Annotated in this window: 21 protein-coding genes; 8 read left to right on the forward strand and 13 right to left on the reverse strand. The window is 73.1% G+C overall.

The features are described 5' to 3' along the window. Positions 1-17: 17 nt before the first annotated feature. Together QUG92_RS12055 and QUG92_RS12060 are read right to left on the reverse strand one after the other, a co-directional pair. Complete coding sequence (locus QUG92_RS12055; protein WP_069711955.1) at positions 18-1151, reverse strand: thiamine pyrophosphate-dependent enzyme; 1134 nt, start codon at positions 1149-1151, stop codon at positions 18-20. Between the two features lie 23 nt (positions 1152-1174). Then, a complete protein-coding gene (locus tag QUG92_RS12060; RefSeq protein WP_182047324.1) occupies positions 1175-2254 on the reverse strand; it encodes a histidinol-phosphate transaminase in 1080 nt (359 codons plus the stop codon). 61 nt (positions 2255-2315) lie between these two features. On the opposite strand from QUG92_RS12060, the gene QUG92_RS12065 reads away from it, so the two are divergent. The 3 genes from QUG92_RS12065 (at position 2316) to purB (ending at position 4672) form a co-directional block, all read left to right on the forward strand. After that, the gene (locus QUG92_RS12065) at positions 2316-2714 is read left to right on the forward strand and encodes a phage holin family protein (RefSeq protein ID WP_069711953.1); all 399 of its coding nucleotides are present in this window, start codon (positions 2316-2318) and stop codon (positions 2712-2714) included. A gap of 63 nt (positions 2715-2777) precedes the next feature. Beyond that, on the forward strand, positions 2778-3290 hold the full coding sequence (locus QUG92_RS12070) for a low molecular weight protein-tyrosine-phosphatase (protein WP_069711952.1): 513 nt from the start codon (positions 2778-2780) through the stop codon (positions 3288-3290). Further along, a complete protein-coding gene (purB, locus tag QUG92_RS12075; protein ID WP_289459230.1) occupies positions 3287-4672 on the forward strand; it encodes an adenylosuccinate lyase in 1386 nt (461 codons plus the stop codon). The genes QUG92_RS12070 and purB overlap by 4 nt, the downstream gene beginning before the upstream one ends. A gap of 88 nt (positions 4673-4760) precedes the next feature. Here the strand turns inward: purB and QUG92_RS12080 are convergent, their stop codons facing one another. Then, positions 4761-5675: a LysR family transcriptional regulator gene (locus QUG92_RS12080; RefSeq protein WP_289459231.1), complete on the reverse strand. Its 915-nt coding sequence runs from the start codon at positions 5673-5675 to the stop codon at positions 4761-4763. A 71-nt stretch (positions 5676-5746) separates the two neighbouring features. Here QUG92_RS12080 and QUG92_RS12085 point away from each other — a divergent pair, with 71 nt between their 5' ends. After that, complete coding sequence (locus QUG92_RS12085; protein ID WP_289459232.1) at positions 5747-6784, forward strand: EamA family transporter; 1038 nt, start codon at positions 5747-5749, stop codon at positions 6782-6784. On the opposite strand, the gene QUG92_RS12090 is transcribed toward QUG92_RS12085, so the two are convergent. Together QUG92_RS12090 and QUG92_RS12095 are read right to left on the reverse strand one after the other, a co-directional pair. After that, entirely contained in the window at positions 6753-7730 is a 978-nt protein-coding gene (locus tag QUG92_RS12090) for an epimerase (protein WP_289459233.1), read from the reverse strand. The genes QUG92_RS12085 and QUG92_RS12090 overlap by 32 nt on opposite strands. Before the next feature lies 1 nt (position 7731). After that, complete coding sequence (locus tag QUG92_RS12095; protein ID WP_289459234.1) at positions 7732-8463, reverse strand: DUF4166 domain-containing protein; 732 nt, start codon at positions 8461-8463, stop codon at positions 7732-7734. Between the two features lie 46 nt (positions 8464-8509). Between QUG92_RS12095 and QUG92_RS12100 the strand changes: the two genes are divergently transcribed. Beyond that, entirely contained in the window at positions 8510-9436 is a 927-nt protein-coding gene (locus tag QUG92_RS12100; RefSeq protein WP_289459235.1) for a cation diffusion facilitator family transporter, read from the forward strand. A 21-nt stretch (positions 9437-9457) separates the two neighbouring features. Here QUG92_RS12100 and QUG92_RS12105 read toward each other — a convergent pair whose 3' ends face one another. Both QUG92_RS12105 and QUG92_RS12110 read right to left on the reverse strand, forming a co-directional pair. Continuing rightward, complete coding sequence (locus tag QUG92_RS12105) at positions 9458-10087, reverse strand: hypothetical protein (RefSeq protein WP_289459236.1); 630 nt, start codon at positions 10085-10087, stop codon at positions 9458-9460. 131 nt (positions 10088-10218) lie between these two features. After that, entirely contained in the window at positions 10219-11487 is a 1269-nt protein-coding gene (locus tag QUG92_RS12110; RefSeq protein WP_289459237.1) for an MFS transporter, read from the reverse strand. Positions 11488-11535: 48 nt separating this feature from the next. Here QUG92_RS12110 and QUG92_RS12115 point away from each other — a divergent pair, with 48 nt between their 5' ends. Further along, the gene (locus QUG92_RS12115) at positions 11536-12447 is read left to right on the forward strand and encodes a LysR family transcriptional regulator (RefSeq protein ID WP_289459238.1); all 912 of its coding nucleotides are present in this window, start codon (positions 11536-11538) and stop codon (positions 12445-12447) included. A gap of 81 nt (positions 12448-12528) precedes the next feature. Here the strand turns inward: QUG92_RS12115 and QUG92_RS12120 are convergent, their stop codons facing one another. The 6 genes from QUG92_RS12120 to QUG92_RS12145 form a co-directional block, all read right to left on the reverse strand. Continuing rightward, positions 12529-13287: a hypothetical protein gene (locus tag QUG92_RS12120; RefSeq protein ID WP_289459239.1), complete on the reverse strand. Its 759-nt coding sequence runs from the start codon at positions 13285-13287 to the stop codon at positions 12529-12531. After that, entirely contained in the window at positions 13277-13810 is a 534-nt protein-coding gene (locus tag QUG92_RS12125) for an RNA polymerase sigma factor (RefSeq protein WP_259346248.1), read from the reverse strand. Before QUG92_RS12125 ends, QUG92_RS12120 begins: the two co-directional genes overlap by 11 nt. A gap of 115 nt (positions 13811-13925) precedes the next feature. Then, positions 13926-14192, reverse strand: coding sequence for a hypothetical protein (locus tag QUG92_RS12130; protein ID WP_182047631.1), 267 nt, complete (start codon positions 14190-14192; stop codon positions 13926-13928). Further along, positions 14189-14830, reverse strand: coding sequence for a hypothetical protein (locus tag QUG92_RS12135; RefSeq protein ID WP_289459240.1), 642 nt, complete (start codon positions 14828-14830; stop codon positions 14189-14191). The genes QUG92_RS12130 and QUG92_RS12135 overlap by 4 nt, the downstream gene beginning before the upstream one ends. 98 nt (positions 14831-14928) lie before the next feature. Then, positions 14929-16917 carry a lectin-like domain-containing protein gene (locus QUG92_RS12140; RefSeq protein WP_289459241.1) on the reverse strand — a complete coding sequence of 663 codons (1989 nt, stop codon included), beginning with the start codon at positions 16915-16917 and terminating at the stop codon, positions 14929-14931. A 99-nt stretch (positions 16918-17016) separates the two neighbouring features. After that, positions 17017-18660 (reverse strand): glycoside hydrolase family 13 protein, encoded by a 1644-nt coding sequence (locus QUG92_RS12145; protein WP_289459242.1) that lies wholly within the window; start codon positions 18658-18660, stop codon positions 17017-17019. Positions 18661-18794: 134 nt separating this feature from the next. Here QUG92_RS12145 and QUG92_RS12150 point away from each other — a divergent pair, with 134 nt between their 5' ends. Together QUG92_RS12150 and QUG92_RS12155 are read left to right on the forward strand one after the other, a co-directional pair. After that, the gene (locus QUG92_RS12150; RefSeq protein WP_069711936.1) at positions 18795-19352 is read left to right on the forward strand and encodes an NADPH-dependent FMN reductase; all 558 of its coding nucleotides are present in this window, start codon (positions 18795-18797) and stop codon (positions 19350-19352) included. A 132-nt stretch (positions 19353-19484) separates the two neighbouring features. Next, the gene (locus tag QUG92_RS12155) at positions 19485-19997 is read left to right on the forward strand and encodes a MarR family winged helix-turn-helix transcriptional regulator (RefSeq protein WP_289459243.1); all 513 of its coding nucleotides are present in this window, start codon (positions 19485-19487) and stop codon (positions 19995-19997) included. Positions 19998-20069: the final 72 nt, after the last annotated feature.

The raw sequence follows: 20069 nt of genomic DNA on the forward strand, positions 1-20069 counted from the left end.
CTGCTCGGTGGTGCTCATCAGTGGGAGCCCCCTTCGTAACCGGCCTCGTACTGCTCGAGCCAGGCCTTCTGCGCGGTGGTGACCGGGTGCGGCTCGCGGTACACGTTGTCGAACATGACGTCCACCGACGGCGGGGTCAGGGCGACGGTCGCGCGGCGGACGTCGGCGGCGATGTCCTCGCCCTCCTCGTCGAACCGGGCGAGCTGCTCGTCCGTCACACCTCGGCTGCGCAGGTACGCGGCCGAGCGGGCGATCGGGTCGCGCTCGACCCACGAGGCCAGCTCGTCGTCGAGGCGGTAGCGGGTCGGGTCGTCGGAGCTCGTGTGGGCGCCGATGCGGTAGGTCTCGGCCTCGACGAATGCCGGGCCCTGACCGCTGCGCGCGTGGTCGGTCGCGACGAGCGACGCCGTGTACGAGGCGAGGAGGTCGTTGCCGTCGACCCGGACGCTCGGGATGCCGAAGCCGCGCGGGCGGTCGACGAGCGGCGTCGGGGACTGCACCGACACCGGCACCGAGATCGCCCAGTGGTTGTTCTGCAGGAAGAAGACGACGGGGGCCTGCGTCGACGCGGCGAAGACGTACGCCTCGTTCACGTCGCCCTGGCTCGTCGCGCCGTCGCCGAAGTACACGATCGTGCAGGCGTCGCGGTCCGGGTCGCCCGTGCCGACGTCGCCGTCGAGCTTCTGGCCGAGGGCGTAGCCCGTGGCGTGCAGCGTCTGCGAGCCGATCACGAGGGTGGAGATGTGCGTGTTGCCACGCTCGTCCGGGTCCCAGCCGCCGTGCGTCTGGCCGCGGTACATCGCGATGATCTCCATCGGCTCGACGCCGCGGTGCATCGTGACGGCGTGCTCGCGGTACGACGGGAAGACGTGGTCCTGGTCGCGGAGCGCGAAGACGGAACCGACCTGCGCGGCCTCCTGTCCGTGGCTCGGGACCCAGAGGCCGAGCTGTCCGGTGCGCTGGAGGTTGTGGCCCGCGTGGTCGAACCGACGTGTCAGCACCATGCGGCGGTGCATCGCCAGCAGGGTCTCGTCCGGGATCGCCCGCGCGACGGCGGCGTACTCGGCGTTCTCGTCGGTCTCCACGAACCGGCCCTCGAGGTCGAGGATCCGGACGGTGGCCGTCGCGGGGGCCGCGGCGTGGAATGACATGTCGGTCAGCGTAACGCCAGGGGCTACCGGGCCGCCTGGAGGTCCCCCACAAGCGACCCCGCCGTTTCGAGGAGCGTTCCCACAGCCTCGTGCTCCCCGATCGAGACCCGGATCCCCTCGTTCCCGAAGGCCCGGACGACGATGCCGGCGGCCTCGAAGCGCTCGGCCGCGTGGGCCGTGAGGTCGCCCGTCGGCAGCCACACGAAGTTGCCCTGCGCGTCCGGCACGTCCCAGCCCTGCTCCCGCAGCGCGGCGACGATGCGGTCGCGGCTGGCGGCCAGCTCGGCGACCCGCTCGAGCAGCTCGGTCTCACGCTCGAGGCTCGCCAGCGCGGCGGCCTGCCCCTGCGCCGTGACCGACAGCGGGATCGCGCAGGCACGGACCGCATCGAGCACGTACGCCGGACCGAACGCGTACCCGACGCGCAGGCCCGCGAGTCCGTACGCCTTGGAGAACGTGCGGAGGACGACGAGGTTCGGGTACCGCTCGAGCAGCGGCGTCCCGCGGACCGCGGTGGGCTCGGTGACGAACTCGGCGTAGGCCTCGTCGAGCACCACGAGCACGGTCGACGGCACGCGGGCCATGAAGGCGTCGAACTCGGCGGCGGTGACGACCGGGCCGGTCGGGTTGTTCGGCGTGCAGACGATCACCATGCGGGTGCGCCCGGTGACGGCCGCGGCCATGGCGTCGAGGTCGTGCCCGCCGTCCGGGCGGTTCGGCACCTGCACGCTCGTGGCGCCCGCGACGGTGACGACGCCCGGGTAGGCCTCGAACGAGCGCCAGGCGTAGACGACCTCGTCACCGGGGCCGCTCGTCGCCTTCGCCAGCTCGTGCAGGATCGCGACGCTGCCCGGTGCGACGTGGACCTCGTCGACGGTGAGCCCGGCGCGCTGCGCGAGCACGGCCCGCACGGCCAGGGCGGTGGCGTCGGGGTAGCGGTTGTAGGCGGTCTGCGCCTGCACGGCCTCGACGACGCCGGGCAGCGGCGGGAACGGGTTCTCGTTGCTCGAGAGCTTGAAGGCCTCGGGCGCGGCCTGTCGGCCCTGCTTGTAGGCGGGGAGGACCGCCACCTCGGGCCGGATGTGCACGCGCTCGTCAGTCACGACAGTCAGCGTAACCGCGCGGACCCAGCGTGACGGGGGCGTCCGCGGGCATCATGGCCGCATGCGATTCCTCGTCCGCCTCGTCGTCAACGCCGTCGCGCTGTGGCTCACCACCCTCCTCGTGAGCGGCGTCACCGTCACGCCCTTCGGGGACGGCGACACCACCGCCGTCGTGCTCACGTTCCTGCTCGTGGCGTTCGTGTTCGGGCTCGTGAACGCGGTCGTCGGCACGATCATCCGGATCGTCGCGTTCCCGCTGTACGTGCTGACGCTCGGCCTGATCTCGCTGGTCGTGAACGCCGTGCTGCTGCTCATCGTCGCCGGCATCTCGGACGCGATCGGCTTCGGGCTGCAGGTCGAGTCGTTCGGCTGGGGCATCGTCGGCGCGTTCGTGCTCGCCGTGTTCTCGTGGCTGATCGGGCTGATCGTGCGCCCGGTGCTGCGCCGCTCGCGTCCGTGACGGACCGTCGCCCCCGGCCGCACCGTCGTCGCGGAGGACACCCGGCTGCGCCATGATGTGCACATGACCGAGGACGGCCCTGCTCCCTTCCGCGTGTCGTTCGTCTGCAGCGGGAACATCTGCCGGTCGCCCATGGCCGGCATCGTGTTCGCCCAGATGGCCGAGGACGCGGGGCTGTCCGACCGTTTCCAGGTGGACTCCGCCGGCACCGGGGACTGGCACGTCGGCGAACCCGCCGACGAGCGCACGATCGCGGCGCTGGCGGCACGCGGATACGATGGCAGCAGGCATCGCGCCCGCCAGTTCGACCCGGACCGGTTCCCGGACCTCGACCTGGTGGTCGCACTCGACCGCTCCCACGAACGCGTCCTGCGGTCGTGGGCACCGACCATGGACGACGCCGCCAAGGTGACGCTCCTGCTGCGGTACGACGACGCCTGGCCCCAGCAGACCGACGTGCCGGACCCGTACTACGCGGACCGGCACGAGTTCGACCGAGTGCTCTCGACCGTCGAGCGGGCCTGCCGGGCGCTCTTCCGCCAACTCGAACCGGCAGTCCGTCAGGGAGCCCCATGACCCCCCTTCCCCCGCAGCCGATCAGCCCGCTCGACGGGCGCTACTACCCGATCGTGCACACGGTGGGCGAGCACCTCTCCGAGGCCGGCCTCAACCGCGCGCGCATCGTGGTCGAGGTCGAGTGGCTCATCTTCCTGACCGACCACGCGATGTTCACCACCTCGCCGCTGAGCATCGACGACAAGGCCGCACTCCGTCGGGTCGTCGAGACCTTCGGCCAGCAGGAGATCGCCGAGCTGGCCGAGATCGAGGCGACGACGCGCCACGACGTCAAGGCCGTGGAGTACTTCGTCCGCCGCCGGCTGTCCGACCTCGGGCTCGACGCGATCGCCGAGCTGACGCACTTCGCGTGCACGAGCGAGGACGTCAACAACCTCTCGTACGCGCTGACGGTCCGCGACACCGTCGACCGGGTCTGGCTGCCCGCGTACCGCGCCGTCCTGGCGACGCTGCGCACGATGGCCGAGGAGCTCCGGGCCGTCCCGATGCTCTCCCACACGCACGGCCAGCCCGCGACGCCGACGACGCTCGGCAAGGAGCTCGCCGTCGTCGTCTACCGCCTCGAGCGGGTGCTCGCGCAGATCGAGGGCGGCGAGTACCTCGGCAAGTTCTCCGGCGCGACCGGCACCTTCTCGGCGCACCTCGCCGCCGACCCCGAGGCGGACTGGCCCGCGCTGTCGAAGGAGTTCGTCGAGGGCCTCGGCCTGACCTGGAACCCGCTCACCACGCAGATCGAGTCGCACGACTGGCAGGCCGAGCTGTACGACCGCGTGCGCCACGCGAACCGGATCCTGCACAACCTCGCCACGGACGTGTGGACCTACATCTCGATGGGGTACTTCACGCAGATCCCGATCGCGGGTGCGACGGGCTCGTCGACGATGCCGCACAAGATCAACCCGATCCGGTTCGAGAACGCCGAGGCGAACCTCGAGATCTCGTCGGCGCTCTTCTCGACGCTCTCCGAGACCCTCGTGACCAGCCGCCTCCAGCGCGACCTCACCGACTCGACGACGCAGCGGAACATCGGCGTCGCGTTCGGGCACTCGCTGCTCGCGCTCGACAACCTCCGTCGCGGGCTCGGCGAGATCGCCGTGAACGAGGGTCGGCTCGCGGAGGACCTCGACCACAACTGGGAGGTCCTGGGCGAGGCGGTCCAGACCGTCATCCGTGCCGAGGTCACCGCCGGGCAGTCGGAGATCGAGGACCCCTACGCGATGCTCAAGGAGCTGACCCGCGGCAAGCGCATCGGGCAGGCCGAGCTCGTGGCGTTCGTCAACGGGCTCGACATCTCGTCGGGTGCGAAGGCGCGGCTCACGAACCTGACGCCGGGGACCTACACGGGCCTGGCGGACGAGCTGGTCGACCACCTGGACGTCTGAGCCCGCTCGCGGGTGGCGACGACAGGGCGGACGGGAGGCGCGGGGCGGACGGGAGGCGCGGGGCGGCCCCGCCGCGCACCGCACCACCTCAGGTGGTGACGGCGCGCGCCTCGGCGACCAGCGCCTCCAGGACGGTGCGGACCGCAGGTCGGACCGCGCGGTCCGGGCGCACCAGCGCCTCGATGCGCCGCCCCGCGCGCACGTCGGCCAGTGTCGCCAGTCGGAACCGCCCCGGTGCCCGCGTCCCCGAGGTGTACCGCGGCACGAGCGCGATCCCGTGCCCCGCGGCGACCAGGTTCTCGATCACCGGCAGGTGGATCGTGCGGAACGCCACCGACGGTGGCACGTCCGACGCCGCCGCCAGCGCCGTCAGCACCCGGTCGATCGGGTAGTCCTCGGGCACGCCGATCCAGGTCTCGTCGACGACGTCCTCGACGCCGACACGCTCCCGTCCGGCGAGCGCGTGGTCGAGGGGCAGCGCGACGTCGAGCGGCTCCCGGAGCAGGGCGACCGTCTCGACCACGGCGCCGTTCGCCCGTCGTGCGCCGTCGGGGCGGTGCCCGATGACGACGTCGTGGTCGGCGGTGAGCGGTGCGAACTCCCCCTCGCTGACGTCGACGTCGGAGAGCTCGAGCACGATGCCGGGGTGGTCCCGCATCCGGGTCAGCAGGCCCGGGAGCAGGAGCTCGGCCGCCGAGGGGAACACCGCGAGGTCGACCGTGCCCGTCGCGCCCGCGAGGTGCTCCGCCCAGGCGGACTCGACCGTGGCCAGTGCCGTCGCCACCCCGGTCGCCATGCCGGCCAGCGCCCGGCCGTGCGCGGTGAGCCGGACCCCGCGGCCGACGCGTTCGACGAGCGGGACACCGGCCTGCCGTTGGAGCGTCCGGAGTTGCTGCGACACCGCACTCGGCGTCCGGTGCGTCGCGGCGGCGACCGCGGTGACGCTCCCCCGCTCGGCGAGCTCGCGGAGGACCGGCAGCAGGGCGATGTCGAAGCCGACCATGCAGGGACCCTACAACGATGCTGTCGAACCCTGCGCTGGTGCTACCGCTTCCGCTCCGGCACGATCGGACCGTGCTCCTCCGTGACCGTCTCCTCGCCCTCGTCGTCGCCGTGGCGTGGGGCCTGAACTTCCCCGCGACCGCGATCGCGCTCGACCACTGGCCCCCGTTCCTGCTCGCAGCCGTGCGGTTCACGCTGCTCGCGGTGCCGACGATCCTGTTCGTGCCGCGGCCGAAGGTGCCGTTCCGGTGGATCGTGCTCGTCGGGACGACCCTCGGCGTGCTGCAGTTCGCGTTCCTCTACCTGGGCATGTCCGCCGGGATGCCCTCGGGGCTCGCCTCGCTGGTGATCCAGGCGTCCGCGCCGTTCACGGTCGTGCTCGCCGGGGTGCTGCTCCGCGAGCGTCTGACGGCACGACAGGTCGTCGGGGTGAGCGTCGCCGTGGCGGCCCTCGGCGTGATCGCCGTGCACCGGGCGCAGACCGCCGCGTTGCTGCCGGTGGTGCTCGTGCTGTGCGGTGCCCTCGGTTGGGCGCTCGGCAACGTGGCGACGCGACGGACCGGACCGGTGAACCCGCTGCACCTGACCCTCTGGTGGGCGGTGGTGCCGCCGGTGCCGATGTTCGCGCTGTCCCTGCTGGTCGAGGGCCCGGCCCGCGTCGGGCAGGCGTTCGGGACCGCGTTCACCACGTCGGCGCTGCCGGCCGACCTCGGCCTGCTCTACATCGTCGTCGCGGGCAGCCTCGTCGGCTACGGGATCTGGTCGCGGCTGATGGGGAAGTACCCGTCGAGCACGGTCGCGCCGTTCTCGATGCTCGTGCCCGTGGTCGGGGTCCTCGCGTCGTGGGCGGTCTTCGGCGAGGTGCCGGACGTGGTCGAGGTCGTCGCCGGCGCGGTGGTCGTCGCCGCCGTGCTCTGGTCGTCGAGGACACCACGGGCGCTGCCGGTCGCCGGTGCCGCTGCCGGTGCCGGTGCCGCCCGTGCCGCCGAGACGCCGTCGATTGCCCGAGACGCCGCCGGATCCGGGACCGTCTCGGCGCCGGAGGACCGTCTCGCGCGGACGGGGGCGTCGCCCGCGGTCAGTCCCGGTGCTGGCGGCGCTCCGCGATGATCCCGGCGAGCGCCCCGCGGAGGTCCGGGTACCGGAACTCGTAGCCCGCCTCGACGAGCCGCGTCGGCACCACCCACCGGCTCTTCAGCACGAGCTCGGTCTCGGTGCGGATCGCGAAGGACCCGAGTTCGAGCATCCAGCGCCACGTGGGCAGCCCGAAACGCCGACCCACCGCCTCCCGGATCGTCGCCATCACCGTGCGGTTGTCCGACGGCTCCGGGCTCGCGACGTTGACCGGTCCGTCGAGGTCCTCGTGGTCGCGGACGAACCGGATCGCCCCGAGGACGTCGGCGATGTGCACCCAGCTGAAGCGCTGGCGGCCGTGGGTGTGCCGGTCGTGGTGGTACGTGCCGGCACGGAGTCGTGCGCGGGTCGGGAACCACGGTCCGTCGAGCTGCGGCCCGCCGAGCCCGGCCTGTGCGAGCCGGAGCAGCGGCACGAGGGCGCTGCCGTCGCCGAACACGATCGTCATCCGGAGTGCGACGCGGCGGGTGTGCGGCAGGTCGGCGGTGAACAGCGCCTCCTCCCAGGCCTTCGCGACCGAGACCGAGAAGCCCTCGCCGAGCTCACCCGTCGCCTCGTCCTGCGGGCGGTCGTCGGCGTGCCGGTAGATCGTCGCGGTCGAGGCGTTCACCCACAGCGGCGGCGGGTGCTCGGCGCCGCGGATCGCCTCGGCGAGCTCCAGCGTCGTGTCGACCCGGGAGCGCACGATCTCCGCCCGGTTCCGGCGTCCGTACCGGCAGTTCACGCTCTTGCCCGCCATGTTCACGACGAGCGCGGCACCGTCCACCAGCGCGCGGATGCGCACCGTGTTGCCCCACACCGCGTCGCCGGTGCGCCCGACCGTGACGACCTCGTACCCCTCGTCGCGGAAGGCGTCCTGCAGGTACCGCCCCACGAACCCGCTCGCTCCCGCGATCACGACACGGCGCTGCTCGTCGCTCATCTCATCCCCGTCCTGTGTCCGGCGCGATCTCGTACCGGAACGCCCCCTCGTACCGGTACAGCGTGCCGAGCACCGGGGCGCTGAGCACCAGGGACACGCGCTGCACGTCGGCATCGTCATCGAATCGTTCCACGAGCGTCACACGCGGTGCGAGGACGGACGGGAGGCTCCGGTCGCGTCCCAGCGCACGCACCGTCACGCGCGTGGAGACCAGGCGCAGGGCGCCCGCGTCCGGGCCGTCGACGTCGACCTCGGCCCGCAGGGTGGCGCTCAGGCGGCCGCGGTGCCCGAGGTGGTCGACGAGGCCCTCCGGCTCGGCGGTGATCGCGTCGACCATGGTCCGGTCGCCGGAGCGGAACCGGAAGGTGCGGTGGGCGCGGACGGCGACGCTGCCCGCCGCCCCGGGGTGGGACCCGGTCGGTGTCGAGGCGGGCCGTCCCGCCGGGGTGGGGTGCGCCTCCCGGCCGGTGCCGCACCCGCGCCCGACGCGCGCCGGGCGGTTCTCGACCGTGAACGGGACGGCCCGCTCCCACACCGGGAACACGATCCCGTCACGGGCGAGCCAGGCGAGGACCGGCCACAGCCACCGGCGGGGCGTGCCGACCACGTCGAAGACGCCCTCGCCGCGGCCGACGCTGCCGGGCGGGACCGGGCCGAAGTACGCGCGGAGACGGGGGTGCAACCGGTCGAGCACGTGCGACGGCGTCGTCAGCTGGTACGGCGACGGGGTCACGGCTCGAGCCTGGCACGTCGTCGGTGCGACTGCCTACGATCGAGGCATGGGACACGACCACGACGGAGGCCACGCGCACGGCCACGCCGGTGCCTCGGAGCGCGCACTGCTGGTCGCGTTCTGCATCTCGGCGACGATCCTGCTGGCCGAGGTCGTCGGCGCCGTCGTCACCGGGTCGCTCGCGCTCCTCGTCGACGCCGGGCACATGGTCGTCGACACGGGCGGCCTCGGCATCGGTCTCGTCGCGACGCGGCTCGCCCGCCGGAGCCCCACCGCGCAGCGGACGTGGGGGTTCCAGCGCGCCGAGGTGCTCGGTGCGACCGCGCAGGCGGCGATCCTGCTCGCGGTCGGCGTCTACGTCGTGATCTCGGCGGTGCAGCGGTTGTTCGTCCCCGACGAGGTCCACGCCGGGCCGCTGCTCGTGTTCGGCGTCGTCGGACTCGTCGGCAACCTCGTGGCCTACGCCGTGCTGCTGCGCGCCTCGGGCGAGGGCTTCACCTCGCGCGCCGCACGGCTCGAGGTGCTCAACGACACCCTCGGCTCGGTGGCGGTCATCGTGGCGGCCGTCGTGCTCATGGTCACCGGGTGGGAGCGCGCGGACTCGATCGCGGCGATCCTGATCGGGCTCCTCATCCTGCCGCGGGCCGTCCGACTGCTCCGCGAGACGGCGAACGTGCTGCTCGAGTCGACCCCGCCCGGCCTCGACCTGGACGACGTCCGGGCGCACATCCTCGAGCTCGACCACGTCATCGAGGTGCACGACCTGCACGCGACGCTCGTGTCGACCGGCGTGCCGAACCTGACCGCGCACGTGGTGGTCGACGACCACTGCTTCTCGACGGCGCACGCCCCGCGCATCCTCGACGACCTGCAGCGGTGCGTGGCGGAGCACTTCGACGTGCCCGTGGAGCACTCGACCTTCCAGCTCGAACCGGTGTCGCACCGACGGCACGAGCACGAGGTGCACGCGTAGGAGCGCCTCGTGGGGCTCGGGTCAGCAGCCGCCGTCGTCCGTGGGGAAGGCCGTGATGACCCGGTCGGTCGTCGCGGAGACGATCACGCGGACGTTCGGCTCGGCCGCGGGTCGTGATCCGTCGTCGAACCGGACCGGTGCCGCGTAGCAGACCTTGCCGTCGCCGGCGTCCTGCGGGTAGCCGGAGGGCGGCGACTCGAGGACCGACTGCACGGCGGTGAGCATGGCGTCGTCCCAGTCGCGATCGCTCCGGGAGCCGAGGACGTCCCGCCAGTCGGCGGTGTGCCGGACGCGGATGTGCTCGTAGCCCTGGCCCGACGTGCCGCACTGCAGGACGACCTGGCCGAGCGCGGCGGTGTCGTACCGGGCGACCGTGGCGCGGCTGTCGGTGTCGCAGCGGTCGAGCACGTCGGCGCCGGGCAGGTCCGGCCCCGTGCGGGTGATCGTGACGGTGCCGTCGTGCGGGGCGCCCTCGGCTGCGGGTGCTCCGTCAGCCGCGGTGGCGCTCGGGGCGACGGTGGCCGCGCCGGGGCCGATCACCGGGTCCTCGCCGCTGCGCTGGGCGGTCAGGGCGAAGCCGCCGGCGACGAGCCCGGCCGCGATCAGTGCGGCGACGGCGGTGACGACCGGACGACGGCGCTGCTGGGGCATGCGCTCCAGTATGGCGGTGGTGCGGCAGTGCGGCGGTGCGTCGCCGCCCGGGTGCGTCGAACCACGGGTGCGACGTCGAACCAGGCCCCCGTGCTGGTTCGACGTCGTGATCGTGGTTCGTCGCGCTGCCCCTACCCGGCGCGGGACGCCAACCGCGTGCCCGCGACGAGCGCCAGCACGACCACGAACACCACGTAGCCGAGGAGCACCGGCAGCGTCGGCAGCACGAGCAGCGCCGCCCCGACCGCCACCACCGGCACGGTCAGGCCCGCGTACGCGACGAGGAACGTCGCCGCCAGGACCCCGCCGCGCTGCTCCGGTCCGACCAGCGAGCCGGCGCGGGCGATCGCCGCGCGGAACAGCAGCCCCACGCCCGCCCCCGCGACGACCCCGCCGCCGATGAAGCCCGCGACCTGCAGGAACACCGCCGCCCCGGCGAGCACGACCAGACCGCCCACGAGGAGCACCAGTCCGAGGCGGATCTGCCGCTGCTGCGAGAGCCTGGCGAACACGATCTGCGAGAGCGCACTCGCGGCGAAGACACCGAAGGTCGTCGCGCCGGCCGCGAGACGGTCGGTCACGTGGAAGGTCGTGCCGAGGAACGTCGGGGCGACCGAGGTGAAGAGCCCCTGCACGGCCAGGGCGGCGAAGGCGGCCACCCCGGCGGCCCAGAACGCGCCCGCCTGTCCCTCGGGGGCGGCGATCCGCTGCGGCCGGTACGGCACGGGCTGCTCGGACCGGTCGACGGTCTCCGGAGCGGCGAGGACCGCCACGAACGCGACGACCAGGGCGACGACGATCACGACGTACGGCACGACGAGCGGCTGCCCGACGAACTCCGCCAGGGCGCCGCCGACCAGCGCGCCGAGCGACAGGCCGCCGAGGTTGACCGCCCCCGCGACGACGCTCGCGCCCCGTGCGGCGTCGGACGAGCCCGTCGCCCGGACCCGGAGCTCGGCGAGGTGCGCCGTCGCGGTCGCGGTGACGAGCCCGACGCCGAGGCCGGTCACGAGCCGGGCGACGACCAGCCCGGCGACGTCGTTCCACACCAGGAACAGCACGGCCGCGACGAGCTCGATCGCGACCGACGCGAGCACGAGCGGCCGTCGTCCGTGCACGTCGCTGAGGTGTCCGGCCAGGAACAGCGAGACGACGACGCCGACCCCGTACGCGGCGAAGACCACCGTCGTCGTGAACGTCGGGAAGCCGTCGCGCGCCTGGTAGATGACGTAGAGCGGCGCCGGGACCGTCGCGAAGGCCATCACCGTGAGGAACGCGAACGCGACCGCCCAGGCACCGGCGCCGTGCCGACGGCGGGAGTGCGCGCGGCGCCCGCGGGGCGCGGGGGCCGGTTCGGAGGGTGTGCGTACGGAGGGAGCGGGGGCGGCGGTCGGGGACATGCTCCGATGATGTCCGCCGCAGAACATCGAGTCCAACGGATGCTCTTGATGGCGACCATCGATCCGATCGATACTCGGGAGGTGGAGACCCGTCTGCTCGAACAGTTCGTCGCCGTCGCGGCCGAGGGCAGCGTCACGCGCGCCGCGGAGCGCCTGTGGGCAGCGCAGTCGACGGTGTCGGCCGGCATCGCGTCGCTCGAGCGCTCGCTCGGCGTGCGGCTCTTCGACCGCAGCGGCCGTCGGTTCGTGCTGACCACCGCCGGCGAGGACCTGCTCCCGCACGCACGGACCGTGCTCGACGCCCTCGACCGGATGCGCGACCTCGCGACCGTCGACGACGCCGACCTCCGCGGGCGCGTGCGACTCGGCATCTTCACGAGCATGGACATCGTCGACCTGACCGGGGTGCTCCGGCGCTTCCGGCAGCGGCACCCGCTCGTCGCGGTGGAGCTGATGACCTCGCCGACGGGCACGACCGGACTCGTGCAGGACCTGGTGGCCGGTCGGCTCGACCTCGCCTACACCGGGCTGCCGTCGGTCCCGGCCGGGGTCGTGGTCGAACCGCTGCGGGAGATGCCCTTCCGGGTGTTCACGGCCGCCGACCACCCGTTCGCCGGACGGGCGTCGGTGTCGCTGGCGGAACTCGCGGGCGAGCCGTTCATCGACACCGCGCACGGGTTCGGCAACCGGATGATCCTCGACGCCGCACTCGATCGACTCGGCATCCGGCGACGGGTGGTCGCGGAGATGAACGACATGCCGGCGGTCATCCGGTTCGCGTCCGCCGGTCTGGGCGTCGGGGTCGTCCCGGACTCGGGCGTCCGGCACGACGGCGCCGTCATCGAGCTCGAGGACGAGGTCGAACCGCTGCGCATCGGGCTCGCGATGCGGTCCGGCGCGGAGCCGAACCGGGCGACGCGCACGCTCGCCCGCGACATCGTCGCGGCGAGAGTGGGCTGAGATCTCGAGGAAGGTCGCGCTGTGCGCGTCCCACCGACGGACTGGAGGCGCGGGGTCGGGTCCCCACGCGCCTCCAGGCCGTCAGCCCCCCCAGATCTCCCCGACGACGGCGTCGAGCAGGCCGTTCGTCGGGAAGTTGGTCTGCGACACGATCACGTAGGTGTCGTCCCGCACGAACCAGGTCGTGATGCGGTCGACCGGGTACGGATCGGCCGGGGTCGTCGCTCGGCAGACCAGCCCGTGGTCCTGTTCCGCGCACTGGTGCGGACTGCCGCGCAGGACATCGGCAGCGTCGGGGAGCGCCGGGCCGATCCGCAGCTCGAGTCCACTGACGTCGGCTCGCGGGTCCATCCACCGACAGGTGATCGCCGGGGCCTCGCCGAGGTCCGCCAGTTCGGGATCGTCCGTGCCGGTACTGGCCTGCTCGGACGCGACGATCTCCGTCAGCGGCGTCGCACCGAACAGCCGGTCGTAGTCCTCCCCCGGAACCGTGTCGCGGCAGGAGGTCGGCACGTTCGCGACCGTCGGCGCGGTCGGCGTCGGGACCGGTCGAGGAGTCGGTCGGCCGGTGATCGGCGCCGACGACGGGGTCGTGGCCGACGGCACGGGCACCGGTTCCGTGGTCTGTGCGGGAGCGGCCGCCGGGCGGTCCTGCTGCGAGAGCGTCAGCGCCACCGCACCGGTCGCGGTCCCCAGTGCGAGCAGGGCGACCACACCGACAGCGACGCCGGCACGGCCGTGGCGTCGCCTCGGGCGCGGTGCCGCGCGCTCGAGCACGGTCTGCTTCATCGAGACGAGCATCTGCTGCAGCTCGTCCCCCTCGGGGGGTTCAGTGTTCATCCTGCATCACCACCTTCCTGAGTCGGCGTCGGTTGCGCGAGACGCGCTGGGTGACGGCCCCGACGCTCAGGCCGAGGGCCGCCGCGGCATCGGCGTACGAGCGTCCGTCCAGCAGGCACATCTCGCAGATCCGTCGGTCGAGTTCGGGGAGCGCGGCGATCTCGTCGCGCACCCAGCGGAGTCGCTCACGGGCCTCCGAGTGGTCCTCGGGAGCCGGCAGCGTCTCGGGGAGTTCGTCGGCGCGGTGCTTCGTGCGCTTCCGTCCGGCGTTGAACGCGTGGTTCCGGCAGACGACGAGCAGCCACGGCAGCATCGTGTCCGCCGGGAGCTCGAGCGTGGCCGCGCGCTGCCAGAGCGTGAGGAACGCGTCCTGCACGATCTCCTCGACGTCCTGCCGGTCGTCGACCAGCGCCCACGCGTAGCGGGTGAGGGTGGCGGCGTACCGGTCGAACGCACGGGCCAGCGCCCCTCGGTCGCCCGAGGCCATGCCGCGGACGATCGCCTCGTCCGTCTCCGTGGTCACGTCCACATCCCACCCCCTTCACTCCAGAGGTGTCGCAGGCGCAGCGATCATGACGAGACCGTGGCGGAATCGTGATCCCGGGCGTGTCAGCGTCGCCGGGGCGACGCCGTCTGCGTCAGTGGAACTCGTCGCCCTCGGTCCGCTCACTCGGCGACTTGTGGCCGCCGAGCATGTCGTTGTCGTCCTGGTCGCTGGAGGTCGCGAGCTGCAGCATGGCGAGGACCACGACCACCACGATGAACGCGATGCCGAGGAAGACCAGGGCGAGCTCGAACTCCCGGGTCGAGAAGAGCACGACCGCTCCGATGAACACCGCGACGATCGCCGAGATCACGAGGAGCTCGGCCGGACGCAGGCGGTCGCGACGGCTGGGAGTGGTCATGCGTGTGGTGCTCCGTCCGGGGCGGCAGCCGGGGCTGCCGTTCCCCACTTGTGCGAGAGTCCGGCGATCACGTGGAAGACCGCCGCGATGGCGAGGTACGCGCCGAGCAGGCCGACGAGGACGATCGCCGCGTCCAGGGTCCCGGTCACGCGTTCGACACCACCGAGCTGCTGGGAGTAGTCGGGCGGCGTGAGGAGGAAGGCCACCGCGAGCAGCAGCGTCAGTCCCCCGACGGTCGTCCAGTCACGGGTGAACGGGGACCGGCCGCGCGACCGGATTCCCTGTGCGAGTTCGAGTCCACCGCCGAGGACCGCCCAGCCGACCACGATCGTGATGAAGGCCGGGAGACCGATGCCGTTCGTCGCGAACGCGGCGACGGCGGCGACGAGACCGACGACCGACTGCGCCAGGGTCGTCGCCCGCGAGCGTCCGTCCAGGGGCAGCCGCCGGAGACCGGCGAACCCGAGCACGAGGGCGTCGACCAGCACGAACGCGCCGAACAGCAGCAGGCCGTAGCCCGCGGCGTGGTTGGACGAGAAGGTGATGACGACGGCCACGATCGCGGCTGGGACTGCCCGGAGGACGGGGATCGGCCAGTACCGCGAGCGCTGGCCGGCATCGTCCACGGAGTCGGACACGGGACCTCTTTCGGGCGAGCGGATCGTGTCCCCCAGTCTACCGCCGGGGCGACTGGACCCGGACCGAGCGCCGACCGCCCGGTCCGGGTCCCCGCCGGCTACTCGCTCGATCCGGCTCGGCGCTCGAACGCGGCCCGCCGTCGCCGCACCCACCAGACCGCACCGCCGAGGAGCACCGCTGCCGCGCCGGTCGCGCCCAGCAGCCCGAGTCCCTCGGCACCGGTCCAGGCGAGCGAGCCGGGGCGACCCGACGACGCCGGACCGCCGCCCGCACCGTCGCCCCCGACGCCAGCCGCGGCCGCGGCCGTCGGCGTGGACGTCGGCGTGGGCGTGGCGGTCGGTCCGGTGGTCGGAGACGGGCGACCGTCACCACCGCCGTCGCCGCCGTCGTCGCCACCGCCCGGGACGACGACGCCGATGCTCACCTCGGGCGAGGGATCACCGCCGTCCTGGTCGGTCGGGGACGTCGCCGTGGCCACGTTCACCACGTCCGAGCCGTCACCGCGGTAGTCGGGGTCCAGCACGGCGCGGATCCGGAAGGCCACGGACTCGCCGACGCCGAGGGCACGACCGGACCGGCAGGTCACGAGCTGCCCGTCGGCCGTGCAGCCGTCGTCGGAGCCGGTGAACCGCACGGCGTCCGGCAGCCGGTCGACCGCCCCGACGTCGGCGGCGGTCGCCGGACCACGGTTCCGCGCGGTGACGACGTACTCGAGCGCGTCGCCGGGGGCGACACCGACGGACGGCGTGACCGACTTGTCCGTCTCCACCTGGGCGTTCGTGGCGGGCGGCGGCTGGACGACGTCGGCCGACACGACCGAGGTGTTGTCCGTCTCGTCCGAGTCGGCCAGCGGAGACGCGGGCGCGATCGTGGCGGTGCTCTCGAGCGGACCGGTGGCGTCCGGCGCCACCCGTCCTGTGACGGTGACGACCGCGGAACCACCCCGCGGCAGGTCGAGGCCGGTCGCGACGTCGCCGGTGCCGCTCGCGGTCACGCAGCCCGACCCGGCCTCGGGTGCACAGGTCCACGACACGTCCTGCAGTCCGTCGGGCACCTCGACGCGGAGCGGGCTCGGGTCCGAGTCGTTGACGCCGACGTTGCGCGCGTGCACCTCGTAGCGGAACTCGCTCCCCGCGACCGCGCTCGCCGGCATGTCCTGGGAGACGGCGAGATCGGCCGGCTGCCACACCCGCAACGCGTCGATCTCGTGCACGTCGACGTGGCTGCCGGTCGCCGCGCTGAACCCGAGGCGGAGGGTCGCGGGGAGCGGTGCCTGACCGTCGCCGGCGAGCGGGACCCGGTCGAGCACCGTCTTCATCACGCCGTTGACCTCCATGCGCACGGAGATCGCGAGGTTCCCCGGACCGTCCGGCTGGAGCGTGACCCGGACCTTGCGGGTGCCGCGGCCCGCGGTCCGCGTCCCCCCGGGCGCCGACACGCCCTCGACGTACCGGTACCCCGTGACGTCGTCGCCGGAACCCCGCACCACGACCGAGTCCGGACGGGGACCGGGACCGGACTCGTTCAGGGCCTTCGAGAAGTTGCCGTACCGATCGAGCGCGACCGCCACGACACCGCCCGGGACGCCGGGCAGGTCGCACGGGTAGACGTCGCCCTGGGTCGCACTGGAGCGGCACGCGTAGCCGAGCGCGGCTCCGTAGGCGCCCACGCCCTGGGGTGCCGCGCCGTCCGCCAGGAAGAGCAGCAGCCCGTCCGCCCCCTCGTCCGTCGAGGTCGTGTACATCGCGTAGTCGAACTCGACCTCGAGACCGAGGTCCGACGGGAAGGTGTCGTCCGTCGACCACGCACCCGCCTGCTTCTGCGCGTCGTCGGTGAGCCGGAGTCGGTCGTCGACGATCCGGGCGTCCCCGCTCAGCGTGCCGCCGTCGCTCGACGAGAAGTCGTGCACGTACGGGAACGCGAGCGTGTCGGCGGAGGAGCCCGACGGGGTGAGGGCCGGGGCGGCGAGGACGCCGACCGCCGTCAGGACGCTGACGACGGCGGCGGTCCGCCGACCCCGACACCGCCGGACGGGCGTCGGGGTCGGCGGCGGCGGGGCGGATGCTCGTTGCTCGGTTGCTGTCATGCCCCGATCGTTGCGAGCCGCCCACCGCGGCCGGACGCCGACGCGACACCCTGGGGAGGGTGCCTCGTCAGGACGACCCTGTGCAGGAACGGGCTCCGGTCAGCCGAGCCAGACGGTGGTCTCCCCCGGCAGCAGTCCGTCGCCGGCGTCGAGGGGCCCGGACGCGAGCACCACGTCCCCCTCGGGCATCGCCACGGGGGTCGTGCCGAAGTTCGTCACCGAACGCCACCCGTCGTGCCGGGCGAAGGCCACGACGTCGTCGCCGGCCTCGGTCCACGTCAGCTCCTCGCCGCGCTGGAGCCGCCGTCGCGCCGCGGTCGCCTCCCGGTACATCGACAGCGTCGAGGTGGGGTCGTCCTCCTCGGCCTCCACCGACGAGGCCCCGAAGTCGTCGGGCTGCGGCAGGTGCGGCGCGACGTCCCCGAAGCCGAACGACGGCCCGGTGCGCGTCCACGGGATCGGCACGCGGCAGCCGTCCCGCCCCTTGACGGTGTGCCCGGTCCGGATCCACTTCGGGTCCTGCAGCAGTGCGTGCGGGATCGCGGGGGCCTCGTGCAGCCCGAGCTCCTCGCCCTGGTAGACGTACGACGACCCCGGGAGCGCCAGCACGAGCATGGTCGCTGCACGCGCACGACGGACGCCCCGCTCGCGGTCGAGCACCGGGTCGGTGCCGTCGGTCAGCAGCCATGCGTCGGTGTCGGTGCCCTCGGGGAGCCCGTACCGCGTCGCGTGCCGGACGACGTCGTGGTTCGACAGCACCCAGGTGCTCGACGCACCCGACTGCTCCGACGCCGACAGGTTGCGCTCGATGATCTCGCGGAACGACCTGGCGTCGAAGGGCGACTCGAGCAGGTCGAAGTTGAAGGCCTGACCGAGCTCGGTCGGCCGTGCGTAGAGCACGCGTCGCGGAGCGGGAGCCCACGCCTCGGCGACCGCGGCGCGGGGCGGGTCGTACTCGTCCAGGACGGCACGCCACGTCGCGAAGATCTCGTGCACCTCGTCGCGGTCGTACAGCGGGTCGGAGCCGTCGAGCGGCAGCGCCTGCTCGTTCGACGGCCGGTACGGCGTCGACAGGTCCTTCGCGAGCCCGTGGGCGACGTCGACGCGGAAGCCGTCCACCCCGCGGTCCGACCAGGAGCGCAGCGTGTGCTCGAAGTCCGCGCGCACCTCGGAGTTCGTCCAGTCGAGGTCCGGCTGCTCCGGTGCGAACAGGTGCAGGTACCACTGCCCGTCCGGCACGCGGGTCCACGCGCTGCCGCCGAAGTTCGACACCCAGTCGCTCGGCGGCAGCTCGCCGGACTCGCCGCTGCCCTCGCGGAAGACGTACCGCGCACGCTCGGGCGACCCCGGAGTCGCGGCGAGCGCCGCACGGAACCACTCGTGCTGGTCGGAGGTGTGGTTCGGCACGACGTCGACGATGACGCGGATGTCGTGCTCGTGCGCGGTCCGGATGAACGCGTCGACGTCGTCGAGCGTGCCGAGCCGGGGGTCGACGTCGCGGTAGTCCGCCACGTCGTAGCCGCCGTCGGCGAGGGGCGACGGGTAGAAGGGCGACAGCCAGACCGCGTCGACGCCGAGCGACGCCAGGTAGGGCACGCGGCTCGTGATGCCGGCGACGTCACCGAGGCCGTCCGCGTCGGTGTCCGCGAAGCTCCGCGGGTACACCTGGTAGACGACGGCCTGGCGCCACCAGTCGGGGTCGGTCGTGCGCGGGCTGCTGGCGGGCGTCCGGGGGGTGCTCACCCGGCCACCGTACCGATCGGTCCCGGCGGCGGGAACAGGACCGGGTGACGCCGGGAATGCCACGCCCAGGAGATGCCTTGGTTGTCGCTGACACCATTCCGTGACCGTACGGTCACGAAGGAGAAGGGATCCCCATGACGAACGTCCTCGTCCTCGTCGGCAGCCTGCGCGCCGGCTCGATCAACCGGAAGCTCGCGGAGGCCGCCGAGCAGCACGCCCCCGAGGGCACCACGCTCACGACCTTCGACGGCATCGTCGACCTGCCCTTCTACAACGAGGACATCGACGGCGACACCCCGCCCGCCGCCGCGGTCGCCTTCCGCGACGCCGTCGCGACCGCCGACGCCGTGCTCCTCGTCACGCCCGAGTACAACGGCACGATGCCCGCCGTCCTGAAGAACGCGCTCGACTGGGGCTCGCGTCCGTTCGGCGCCTCGCCGCTGTCGGGCAAGCCGCTCGCGGTGATCGGTTCGGCCTTCGGTCAGTACGGCGGCGTCTGGGCCCACGACGACGCACGGAAGTCGGCCGGCATCGCCGGGGCGAAGGTCCTCGAGGACGTCAAGGTCGCCATCCCGCAGTCGGTGGTCCGGTTCGCCGAGACCCACCCGCGCGAGGACGCCGAGGTCGTCGAGCTCGTGCAGGGCGCACTCCGCGCCCTGGCCGATGCGGCGGACGAGCGCGCAGCGGCCTAGCCGCACCGGTCGCCGAGAGGCGACAGGAGTCGGACTGGAGGCGCGGTGCCGGCTGGCACCGCGCCTCCCGTCCGTCCCTCGATCGCCCGGCCACTAGACAGCCGAGATACCAGACGGGTTACCCTGATCGGCATGTCGACGCAGGAGATCACGGAGCCGTCGGGGTACTGGTTCCCCGACGACGACGCCACCCAGCGCGGTGTCGCGGTGCTCAACGCCCTGCGCCGCTACCGGTCCGCCGAGACCGCGATGCGTCGCCGGACGCGCGACTCGATGGGCATGGGCGAGACGGACCTGCTGGCCGTCCGCTACCTGCTGCAGGCGCAGCGCGCCGGACGGATCGTCAAGCCGAAGGACCTGTCCGCGTACCTGAAGATCTCGTCGGCCTCGACGACGATCCTCATCGACCGGCTCGTGCGGTCGAACCACGTCCGCCGTGATCCGCACCCCACGGACCGTCGTGCACTGGTCATCACCCCGACCACCGAGACCGACGACGAGGTCCGGGCGACCCTCGGCATCATGCACCGACGGATGATGTCGATCGCCGAGGGCCTGTCCGCCGACGATGCCCGCGTGGTCGCCCACTTCCTGGAGCGCATGCGCGAGGCCGTCGACCAGGTGGACCCGACACCCCCGCACTGACGCCTTCGACGGGCACCGCGGGGGACACCCCGGTTCCACGTGCTCTGAGAGTGCTCCACACGTGACCGCGTA

It is taken from the genome of Curtobacterium citri (assembly GCF_030362955.1).
GTDB classification, from domain to species: domain Bacteria; phylum Actinomycetota; class Actinomycetes; order Actinomycetales; family Microbacteriaceae; genus Curtobacterium; species Curtobacterium citri.

Bases quoted from the DNA above. Each gene is read 5' to 3' on its own strand.
- QUG92_RS12065 (WP_069711953.1), top strand. From the start codon at position 2,316: ATGCGATTCCTCGTCCGCCTCGTCGTCAACGCCGTCGCGCTGTGGCTC.
- QUG92_RS12120 (WP_289459239.1), bottom strand. From the start codon at position 13,287: ATGAACACTGAACCCCCCGAGGGGGACGAGCTGCAGCAGATGCTCGTC.
- QUG92_RS12105 (WP_289459236.1), bottom strand. From the start codon at position 10,087: ATGCCCCAGCAGCGCCGTCGTCCGGTCGTCACCGCCGTCGCCGCACTG.
- QUG92_RS12155 (WP_289459243.1), top strand. From the start codon at position 19,485: ATGTCGACGCAGGAGATCACGGAGCCGTCGGGGTACTGGTTCCCCGAC.
- QUG92_RS12090 (WP_289459233.1), bottom strand. From the start codon at position 7,730: ATGAGCGACGAGCAGCGCCGTGTCGTGATCGCGGGAGCGAGCGGGTTC.
- QUG92_RS12110 (WP_289459237.1), bottom strand. From the start codon at position 11,487: ATGTCCCCGACCGCCGCCCCCGCTCCCTCCGTACGCACACCCTCCGAA.
- QUG92_RS12080 (WP_289459231.1), bottom strand. From the start codon at position 5,675: ATGGTCGGCTTCGACATCGCCCTGCTGCCGGTCCTCCGCGAGCTCGCC.
- QUG92_RS12055 (WP_069711955.1), bottom strand. From the start codon at position 1,151: ATGTCATTCCACGCCGCGGCCCCCGCGACGGCCACCGTCCGGATCCTC.
- QUG92_RS12150 (WP_069711936.1), top strand. From the start codon at position 18,795: ATGACGAACGTCCTCGTCCTCGTCGGCAGCCTGCGCGCCGGCTCGATC.
- purB (WP_289459230.1), top strand. From the start codon at position 3,287: ATGACCCCCCTTCCCCCGCAGCCGATCAGCCCGCTCGACGGGCGCTAC.
- QUG92_RS12070 (WP_069711952.1), top strand. From the start codon at position 2,778: ATGACCGAGGACGGCCCTGCTCCCTTCCGCGTGTCGTTCGTCTGCAGC.
- QUG92_RS12140 (WP_289459241.1), bottom strand. From the start codon at position 16,917: ATGACAGCAACCGAGCAACGAGCATCCGCCCCGCCGCCGCCGACCCCG.
- QUG92_RS12130 (WP_182047631.1), bottom strand. From the start codon at position 14,192: ATGACCACTCCCAGCCGTCGCGACCGCCTGCGTCCGGCCGAGCTCCTC.
- QUG92_RS12100 (WP_289459235.1), top strand. From the start codon at position 8,510: ATGGGACACGACCACGACGGAGGCCACGCGCACGGCCACGCCGGTGCC.
- QUG92_RS12115 (WP_289459238.1), top strand. From the start codon at position 11,536: ATGGCGACCATCGATCCGATCGATACTCGGGAGGTGGAGACCCGTCTG.